The organism is Microbacterium sp. zg.Y909 (assembly GCF_024626565.1).
On sequence record NZ_JANJFJ010000194.1, the window covers coordinates 1 to 8,349 of the forward strand.

General features: G+C 72.5%; 11 protein-coding genes. 5 read left to right on the forward strand and 6 right to left on the reverse strand.

The features are described from left to right. Positions 1–132: 132 nt before the first annotated feature. On the forward strand, positions 133–645 hold the full coding sequence (locus NQ160_RS14015; protein ID WP_257515837.1) for an O-acetyl-ADP-ribose deacetylase: 513 nt from the start codon (positions 133–135) through the stop codon (positions 643–645). A 62-nt stretch (positions 646–707) separates the two neighbouring features. Further along, positions 708–1,238 carry a DUF1697 domain-containing protein gene (locus NQ160_RS14020; protein ID WP_257515827.1) on the forward strand — a complete coding sequence of 177 codons (531 nt, stop codon included), beginning with the start codon at positions 708–710 and terminating at the stop codon, positions 1,236–1,238. Between the two features lie 19 nt (positions 1,239–1,257). On the opposite strand, the gene NQ160_RS14025 is transcribed toward NQ160_RS14020, so the two are convergent. Continuing rightward, a complete protein-coding gene (locus tag NQ160_RS14025; RefSeq protein WP_257515828.1) occupies positions 1,258–1,656 on the reverse strand; it encodes a hypothetical protein in 399 nt (132 codons plus the stop codon). Between the two features lie 130 nt (positions 1,657–1,786). Here NQ160_RS14025 and NQ160_RS14030 point away from each other — a divergent pair, with 130 nt between their 5' ends. Together NQ160_RS14030 and NQ160_RS14035 are read left to right on the forward strand one after the other, a co-directional pair. After that, entirely contained in the window at positions 1,787–2,827 is a 1,041-nt protein-coding gene (locus NQ160_RS14030) for a hypothetical protein (protein ID WP_257515829.1), read from the forward strand. Next, the gene (locus NQ160_RS14035) at positions 2,824–3,222 is read left to right on the forward strand and encodes a GntR family transcriptional regulator (protein WP_257515830.1); all 399 of its coding nucleotides are present in this window, start codon (positions 2,824–2,826) and stop codon (positions 3,220–3,222) included. The genes NQ160_RS14030 and NQ160_RS14035 overlap by 4 nt, the downstream gene beginning before the upstream one ends. 70 nt (positions 3,223–3,292) lie before the next feature. On the opposite strand, the gene NQ160_RS14040 is transcribed toward NQ160_RS14035, so the two are convergent. Further along, positions 3,293–3,790 carry a DUF427 domain-containing protein gene (locus NQ160_RS14040; RefSeq protein WP_257515831.1) on the reverse strand — a complete coding sequence of 166 codons (498 nt, stop codon included), beginning with the start codon at positions 3,788–3,790 and terminating at the stop codon, positions 3,293–3,295. A 73-nt stretch (positions 3,791–3,863) separates the two neighbouring features. On the opposite strand from NQ160_RS14040, the gene NQ160_RS14045 reads away from it, so the two are divergent. Further along, the gene (locus NQ160_RS14045; protein ID WP_257515832.1) at positions 3,864–4,487 is read left to right on the forward strand and encodes an LON peptidase substrate-binding domain-containing protein; all 624 of its coding nucleotides are present in this window, start codon (positions 3,864–3,866) and stop codon (positions 4,485–4,487) included. On the opposite strand, the gene NQ160_RS14050 is transcribed toward NQ160_RS14045, so the two are convergent. The 4 genes from NQ160_RS14050 to NQ160_RS14065 all read right to left on the reverse strand — a co-directional run. After that, positions 4,392–5,975: an HNH endonuclease signature motif containing protein gene (locus NQ160_RS14050; protein WP_257515833.1), complete on the reverse strand. Its 1,584-nt coding sequence runs from the start codon at positions 5,973–5,975 to the stop codon at positions 4,392–4,394. The two genes, NQ160_RS14045 and NQ160_RS14050, sit on opposite strands and share 96 nt — an antisense overlap. 105 nt (positions 5,976–6,080) lie before the next feature. Beyond that, the gene (locus NQ160_RS14055; protein ID WP_257515834.1) at positions 6,081–6,821 is read right to left on the reverse strand and encodes an NUDIX hydrolase; all 741 of its coding nucleotides are present in this window, start codon (positions 6,819–6,821) and stop codon (positions 6,081–6,083) included. A gap of 111 nt (positions 6,822–6,932) precedes the next feature. Beyond that, positions 6,933–7,910 carry a BadF/BadG/BcrA/BcrD ATPase family protein gene (locus tag NQ160_RS14060; protein ID WP_257515835.1) on the reverse strand — a complete coding sequence of 326 codons (978 nt, stop codon included), beginning with the start codon at positions 7,908–7,910 and terminating at the stop codon, positions 6,933–6,935. Then, positions 7,907–8,349 (reverse strand): carbohydrate ABC transporter permease (locus NQ160_RS14065; protein WP_257515836.1); only part of this gene is annotated, 443 nt, incomplete at its 5' end. The genes NQ160_RS14065 and NQ160_RS14060, both read right to left, overlap by 4 nt.

Sequence of the window (8,349 nt, forward strand, 5' to 3'; positions counted from 1 at the left end):
TCGGGGAGGTCGGCGCTGGGCGTTGCGGGCATGGTGTCCCTTCCGTCCCTCAACGGATACCACGGCGGGCTCGCGCCGCGCAGGTCGCTCTGGGGCTCGCCGAGCGGCGCCGTCGTGGGCGACACTGGCCTCATGACCAGGATCATCGCGGTGCGCGGCGACATCACCGAGCAGCGGGTGGACGCGATCGTGAACGCCGCGAACAACGCGATGCGCGGGGGCGGTGGCGTCGACGGCGCGATCCACCGTGCCGGCGGCGCCGAGATCCTGCGCGACTGCATCGCCCGGTTCCCCCACGGGCTGGCGACCGGCGACGCCGGCTGGACGACCGCAGGCGACCTTCCGGCGCGGTGGGTGATCCACACCGTCGGCCCGAACTTCGCCGCCGGCGAGCGAGACCGGGCGCTGCTGGTGTCGTGCTACCGCCGGTCGCTGCAGGTGGCCGACGAGCTGGGCGCCCGGTCCGTGGCCTTTCCCCTCGTGAGCGCCGGGATCTACGGGTGGCCGAAGGCGGATGCCATCGCCGCCGCCGTCGAGACGATCGCCGGCGCCGGCACCGCGGTCGAAGAAGTGCGGATCGTGGCGTTCGATTCGGCGACCTACGACCGGGTGGCCGCGGCGGCGGCGGCTGCCGCCGCGCGCTGACCCTCCCGTTCCGACCCTTCTCGGCCTGGCCGGCGGCGGCGGTCGGTCGTAGCATCCAGATCGTGGACGAGTGGGTCGGCTTGCTGCGCAACGTCAATCAGGGGCAGCGCGGGCATCCGTCCACGGCCGACATCCTCGCCGCGTTCGCCGATGCGGGCGTGCCCGACGCGGTGACGTTCCAGAGCAACGGCACCGTGGTCTTCCGCTCCGGCGACCCCGCCGCCGTCGTGGCCGACGCGGTGCGGGCGCTCGAGGCCCGCACGGGCCTGCGCCGCGACGCCTGCGCGCTGCCGCTGTCGGAGATCGCGCGCATCGTCGACGCGCACGCCGCGCAGCCCGACGCCGCCCGGCGGGAGGTGTCCTTCCACGCCGGCGGCCGCATCGAGCCCGACGATGCGGAGCTGGCGCGCGTCGCCGCGCACCGCCGGTGCCGGGTGGTGGATGCCGGTGAGGGCTGGGTCGTCTCCGTCAACGAGCGGGAGGGCGATGGCAACGCCACGCCCACGATCGAGGAGGCGACCGGCGAACCCGCAACCTCCCGCGGGCTCCCGACCCTCGTGCGCCTGGTCGCCCGCTTCGGCGCCGCCGACTGAGCACGACGGGCAGCCGGGGTCAGCGCAGGAGCGCCTCGTAGGGAGCCAGAGCCACGTGGTCTTCGGCACCGCTGCGCAGGTGCGGATCGTCCGTGACCAGCAGGTCCGCCTGCAGCATGGCGACGGCGAGGTACTCCGCCGGGGGTGTGTCGGGCCAGCCGAGCCGCAAGGCCAGCTTCCACGCCGTGGCGCGGGAGACGCGGTCACCGAGAAGGCGGATCTTCAGCTCGGCGAGGCGTTCGAGCCGCGCGAGGGCGACGCGTTCCTCGAGCGCGCCGGCACGCACCTGCTGGTAGAGCAGCGAGAGCGCGTGCGTGCGCAGCACGCTCGGCGCGACCAGGGAGTGCCCGGGGCCGAGCACCGCGTCCTCCTCGATCAGCCGCAGCGCCGTCGGCGCGTCGATGGCGTAGCGGGTCATGCCCCGATGATGCCACCGGGTTCCGTTGCGGGCGACGGGTGGCGCGGGATGACGGCTGAGCTCGCTCTTTGTGCCTTCTGGATGACACAAGTTGTGATAGACATGTGGCACAAATCAGACAGGAGACTCCATGCCCGAGTACGGACGCGCATTCGACTCAGCGCAGTGGATCTGGGGCGCGCTCTCGCTCCCTCCCCTCTCACTTCTGATCGCCGTAGTCGTCGCCGGAAACATCCTGCTCTTCTTGGCGAGGCCGGCCGCTGCGGCGGTGCGGACCTCGGTCGGCGAGCCCCGCGTGATTCAGGACCGGCATGCGCCCGAGCGCCGGACGCTCAGCATCGTCGCGATTGTCGTCACCGTCGTGTTCGTGGCGGAGTTCGTCGTGCGCGGTTACGCCCTCACCGGGTCCGATGTCATCCACTGGTGGAGGTTCGCCGCACCGATCGCCGGCGCAGCCCTCGGTCTCGGCGTCGTTCTCGGGGTGATCACCACACGTGGGACCATGCCCCCCGCGGCGCCGGTCGTGTCGGCGGCGCGTCGGCACGGGATGAGCTTCAGCGCGCGCTCCGAGCTGCTTGTCGTAGCCCTCGTCGGGGCCACGCTCGTGGCGACCACTCTTCTCGCGGGTCTCGCGTCGTCCCCCAACGGTGAGGGGCAGTATGTCTGGCTGGCCATCCCGATACCGAACGAGGCTGAGATCGATCCGCTTCGCCTGCCGTTCTACGGGTGGACGTATGGCGTGCCGGTTCTCGTCTGCCTGGCCGCACTCGGCGCCGTGTTCTGGGCGACGCTTGCGCGCAACGCCGCCCGCCCCTTCCTGCGACCGCAGACCGTCACCGCCGAACGTGCTGCCCGCCGAGCAACGGCGCGCAGCGTGGCGCGCGTCACGACGGGCGCGATACTCCTGACACTTGCCGGAGCCTGGCGGCTCATCGCCGGCACAGGCCCTGTCTCACAACTCACCATCACGGGTCAGAACGCCGGGGCACCGTACGATGCCACCCGGAGATTCGCCGAGTTCGCGGTTGCCGCAGGGTGGTGCGCCCCGCTTCTCGAAGTCACGGCCTTCGTTCTGCTGCTCATCGTTGCAGGCGGAGGACTGCACGCGCGAATCGCAAGCCCGCGGGCGGAGAACGCCGAGGCAGCCGCGAGCGCGAGGACCGCGCTGTGACGGAGAGACCCCTCATCACGGCGCCCGACGACGGGAGCCCGGCGGTCGACATCTATCGTCAGCTTCGCGCACTCATCGTGTCCGGGCAGATGGCAGCGAGCGAGCGACTGCCCACCGTACGGCAGACGGCGGCCGACCTCGGGGTCGCTCCCGGAACGGCGGCGAAGGCGTACAAGATGCTCGAGCAGGACGGGCTCGTGGTCAGCAGAACCGCTGCCGGCACCCGTGTCGCGCCGTCGGCCGGCCTGCTCCCTTCATCGGTGATCAGGCGCATCCGTGATCTGACCGAGGAGGCCGCGAAGACCGGCGCAGATCTTCACGACGTCATCAACGTCCTGCGAATGTCATGGCAGCAGACCCCACCGGCGCGGGCCGATGTCGGAGGGTCGCCGTAGCGTGTGCGGTGCCGGTTCGGGGGGATCGGCACGGGTGCCGGCCCGGGGAGCCGGCACCCACACCCCCGGGTCACCAGCCCATCGAGCCCGGCACGCCCTTGAACGGCCCACGCACCCACGAGGTCACCCAGCCGCCGTAATAGCTGCCCGGCTGCGGCACCGCCGTCTCGCCGGCGACCGTGCACCGGTCCATCGGGCCGGCGTACACCGCGACCCGGTCGGTGAGCAGCTCGTAGCCCGGCGACGGGTCAGGGTAGTTCCACGCCGCGCGCGGGGCGACGCGGTCACCGCCGCGCACGTCGAAGTACCCCGCCGCGCCCTTGAACTCGCAGTACGAGCTGCCGTCCGTGGGGACGAGGGAGCCCGGCGCGAACGCCGCGGTCGGCAGGTAGTACACCGGCGGGTGGCTCGTCTCCAGCACCCTCACGACGTCGGTCGTGTCGACGATGCGTACGCCCCCGAAGTCGATCGTCACGGGGGTGTCGACGCGCTCGATGCGCGGCGGGCGCGGGTAGTCCCAGACCGATTCCTGGCCGGGGCCGACGGGGTCGGGGCGGGGGTGGGTCATGGCCTCACTGTATGAATGCGGTGAGATGCGCCGCTAGAGCTCCCGCGGCTCGCACCGGTGGTTGACTGTCGCCATGACCGGCGTGCCGATGTTCCCGCTGGGCAGCGTGCTGCTCCCCTACACGCCGCTGCCGCTGCGCATCTTCGAGCCGCGCTACCTCACGATGATCGGGCGCCTGCTCGACGAGGAGGAGCCGCAGTTCGGCGTCGTGCTCATCGAGCGCGGTCCCGAGGCCGGAGGGGGCGAGCAGCGCAGCGGCATCGGCACGATCGCACGCCTCGTGCGCGTGGCCCCCACCGCGACCGACCTGCAGGTGGTGGCCGTCGGCGCAGAGCGCATCACCGTCGACCGGTGGCTGCCCGATGACCCGTACCCGGTCGCGGAGGTGTCGCCCGTGCCGCCGCTGGAGTGGTCCGACGCGCTGACGCCGCTGCGCGACGAGGCCGAGAGCATCGTGCGGCGGGTGCTCGCGCGCGCCGCCGACGACGAGAACGTGCGGTGGGATGCCGAGACCGAGCTCTCCCCCGACCCCGTCGAGTCCTCGTGGCAGCTCGCCGCGATCGCCCCGCTGGGTGAGCTGGACCGCTTCACGCTGCTGCATTCAACGACGCTCGGCGGGCTGCTGCGGCAGATCATCGACCTGACCCTCGACATCGAGCCACTGCTGACACGCCCACCCGCCGACGACCTCGGCTGACCTCTCCGGTCGCGGATGCGCCTCGGTCAACGCGGCGCGCCAGCCCGCCCGATCGGGAGGTGGCTCCCACGCCCACCGCACCGGCGACTTCGACCGCAGCACGATGGGTTCGCCGCCGGGCGGATGAAGAAGGAACGGTCCTCGCCCGTCGCGCGTGATCTTCCACCCCTGGTTGTGCAGGAGCAGGTGATGGAACCGGCACAGCAGGATTCCGCGGTCGACGTCGGTGCGGCCCTGCTGCGCGCACCAGTGGTCGCTGTGGTGCGCTTCGCAGTACGAGGGTGGGCGGTCGCAGCCGGGCCACATGCATCCGCCGTCGCGGGCGGCGAGGGCGAGCCGCTGCTTCGCCGTGAACAGTCGCTGCTCGCGCCCCACATCGAGCGGGTTCCCGGCGCCGTCGACGCTCACGACCACCCTGGCGGTCTCGCACAGCGCCTTGTCGAGCACGGAGCCCGGCAGCGCCGCACCTCCGTCCTCGACGTGCGCGACGCCCAGGAGTCGCCCGAACGCGTCACGCGCGCCGACGGCATCCCGCACCGCCACCAGCCGCACGCCGGGCTGACGCGCCCCGAATACGTCCTCGGCGGAGGCCAGAGCCCCCGCTCGAACGACGTCCATCATGAGGTCGTAGGTCAGCTGCTCGTTCGTGCGCCCATCGCGCACGAGTGAATCGGCGTCGGCCCGCTCGGCCTCGGTCATGAACCGGGGCCCGCCTCGGCGCGGACGCAGTGCCGCGCCGATGATCGAGTCGACCCACGCGAACATCTCGTCGTCGAAGTCGATGCGGGCGTGGTGCGCGCCGTCGCCGTCCGTCCACATGCGCCAAGACCGTCCCTGGAACCGCCGCGCGAACCGGTCCTCGGCGCCGACGGGGTCCAGCGCGTCGCGCACCGCGCGCGCCCGTTTGGCCACCTCTTCCACCGGGAGCCCCGGCACCTCGCCCATGAGCTGCTCTGCGGCGACGGCCCAGACCGCTTTCGCGTCGTCCGAGTCCGGCGGTTCGCCGAGCCCTCGGCGGATCGCGTCGTGCTGCGCGGTGGTCACCGCCCCCGCGAGCATGGCCTGGCGCAGGCCGGCATGCCACGGTGCGATCGCGGCCTGCGGCATCCGCTCGTCCTCGCCGCCGTCACCGGTGGAGCGCGAACCGCACCCCTCGTCGAGCAGCGACGCACCCACGCGCACCGCCCGCGTCGCATCCACGCGCGACCCGCCCGTGATCTCCTGGATGAGGGCGACCGGCGACCGATGACCGCGTGTGCCGGCCAGTCCGCCGTGCGGCGCGGCGGACCGCTCGGCGATGACCGCGGCCGTGACGACCGTCAGCCGCTCGAGGCAGCCCATGACGGCGGTGGCCTCTTCGAACACGACCAGCACGTCGTCATCGGACAGAGCGCGCACCGCCGCCAACAGCTCACCGGGGACGACGTCGAGGTCGCGGTGGCCGCTGACAGCCTGCGCTCTTGTCGCGAAATCGGTGAGGAAGGTCATGCCCTCATCATGCCGCCACCCTCGGACATTTGTTCGATCGCCGCCGGTCAGCTGTGCATGGCTCGGCCGGCTCCCGAGCTGGGGAGAGAACCGGCCCCAACGTCCTCACCGCGGCGGGAGCTCCAGCGGCAACTCCCGCGTGGCATCCCACGGCTCGGTCCATCCGAGGCGGTCGAACAGCACGTCGAGCACCATCGCCGTGAACCCCCACACGAGGTGCGCTTCGGGACCCTGACCGACGTGGAAGGCGGGCCCGCGCATCGTGCGCGCGCCGTCGCGCAGCACCGTGACGCCGCGGTTGGCCGGGCTTAGCAGGTCGGCCACGGGCGCGCGGAAGACAGCTGCCGACTCGCCTTCGTCGACGACGTGCACGGGCGACTGATGCCGCCACCACCCGAGCACCGGAGTGACGAGGTGCCGCGAGAACGCCAGCGGAATGGTCTCGAGCGCGCCGAGCACCTCGACCCCGGCCGGGTCGACGCCCGTCTCCTCCTGCGCCTCGCGCAGGGCCGCGGCAACAGGCCCGTCGTCCTCAGGGTCGACCCGGCCGCCGGGGAACGCGACCTGCCCGGGGTGTGACCGCAGGGTCGCCGCCCGAGCGAGCAGCAGCACGTCGAGGTCGCGCGAGACCGCGGTGTCGGCGGCGGGGCGCTCGCTGGGCGTGGCATCCAGCACACCGAAGAGGATGAGCACCGCCGCGGGCCGGGATCCGGGTGCGACGGGCAGATCGATGAGCGGCCCGAACGACGGCACGACGGTCGGCTCGCTGCGCCGACGACGCTCCACGTCAGCGGCGAGCGCGGCCAGCTGTGCGCGCGCGGTGTGAGGGGCGTCCGGAACAGGCATCGCTTCAGGCTACGCCGCCGTCGGATGCCGGCGCGTCAGCAGCCACCCGGTCGCTGAGCGAGCGAAGCGAGACGAAGCGCCCCCGCCGGGCCGAGGGCGGGATGGAGCCCCCTAGTCCGTCCCGCCCCCGACCCAGACATGCGGCGCGTGCGTGACGATCGCACGCGCCCGCGCGCGCTGAGCCAGCAACAGCGCGCCGTCCAGCGGGTCTCCGACAGCCGGCTGCACCCGAGCGTCGGGACGCAGCTCCGCGACCGTCTGCTCGAACGCCTGCGCGAGCACGCCCCCGGCACGGAACACTCCCCCGGTGGTCGCGATCACCGCGGGCAGCGACCGATCGAGCGCGGCGACGCCGCTGCGCGCGGCCTCCCGCCCCGCCTCTGCCGCGATCGCCGCCGCCGAAGCGTCACCGGCGGCTGCCAAGGCCAGCACATCGGCAGCGAAGGATGCCAGCACGCCGGCGCGATCCGGCCGGGTGTACAGCTGCGACGGCCAGGTGACCGGATCACCGAGTCGTTCCCGGGCCGCCCGCAGCAGTTCGGAGCCTGCCGCATCCACTCCGTCATAGGCGCGCATCGCCGCGATGAGTCCCTGCAGGCCGATCCAGGCGCCGGCGCCGCGGTCGCCCAGCAGGTGCCCCCAGCCGTCCACCCGCCGCCAGACGTCGCGGCCGTCCGTGCCGAAGGCGATCGCACCAGTCCCGAGCGCCACGATCGCCCCGGCTTCGCCGCCCAGCGCGCCCAGATGCGCGGTCACGGCATCAACGGCCACCGCCACCGCCACCGGCCGCCCGGTCAGTTCACGAAGCTGGGCCGACAAGGCTGCGGCGAACCGCTCCGGCTCGGCGACCAGGGTCGCCAGACCCGTCGCGCCCACCCCGACGCCACCGAGTTCCGCGACGGCCTCCGGCCACTCCTGCGCAGCCCGCGCCACCAGCGACCTCACGGCGCCCGGCACCGTGCTGCCCGCATCCGTCACGCCGATGCGCTCTCCCGAGAACTCGAGACGCTCCCCCGAGGGCACCCCCACGAGGCGCAGCCCGACCCGGCTCCCCGAACCGCCGATGTCGATCCCGAGCAACGACGTCACTTGCTCATGCCCGCGGTCAGGCCAGACACGATCTGCTTGGTGGCGAAGAGGAAGAGTACGACGAGCGGAATCGTCGCCAGGGTCAGCCCCGCGAAGAGCGTCGCCCAGTCGGTCTGGTACTCGCCGAAGAACCGGGTGATGCCCACCGGCAGCGTGTACGCGTCGCGGTCGCGGATGAGGATCAGCGGGTAGAAGAAGTCGTTCCACACCGGCACGAATCGGAAGACGATGACCGTGGCGATCGCGGGTTTGACCAGCGGCAGGTGGACCCGCCAGAAGGTGGCGAAGGGTCCCGCCCCGTCCAACCGGGCGGCCTCGTCGAGCTCGATCGGCAGCTGCCGGAAGAACGCCGCCAGCACGAAGGTCGAAAAAGGGATGCCGAGAGCGGCATACACCAGGATGAGGCCCCACAGGTTGGAGATCATGCCGACCGAGTCGA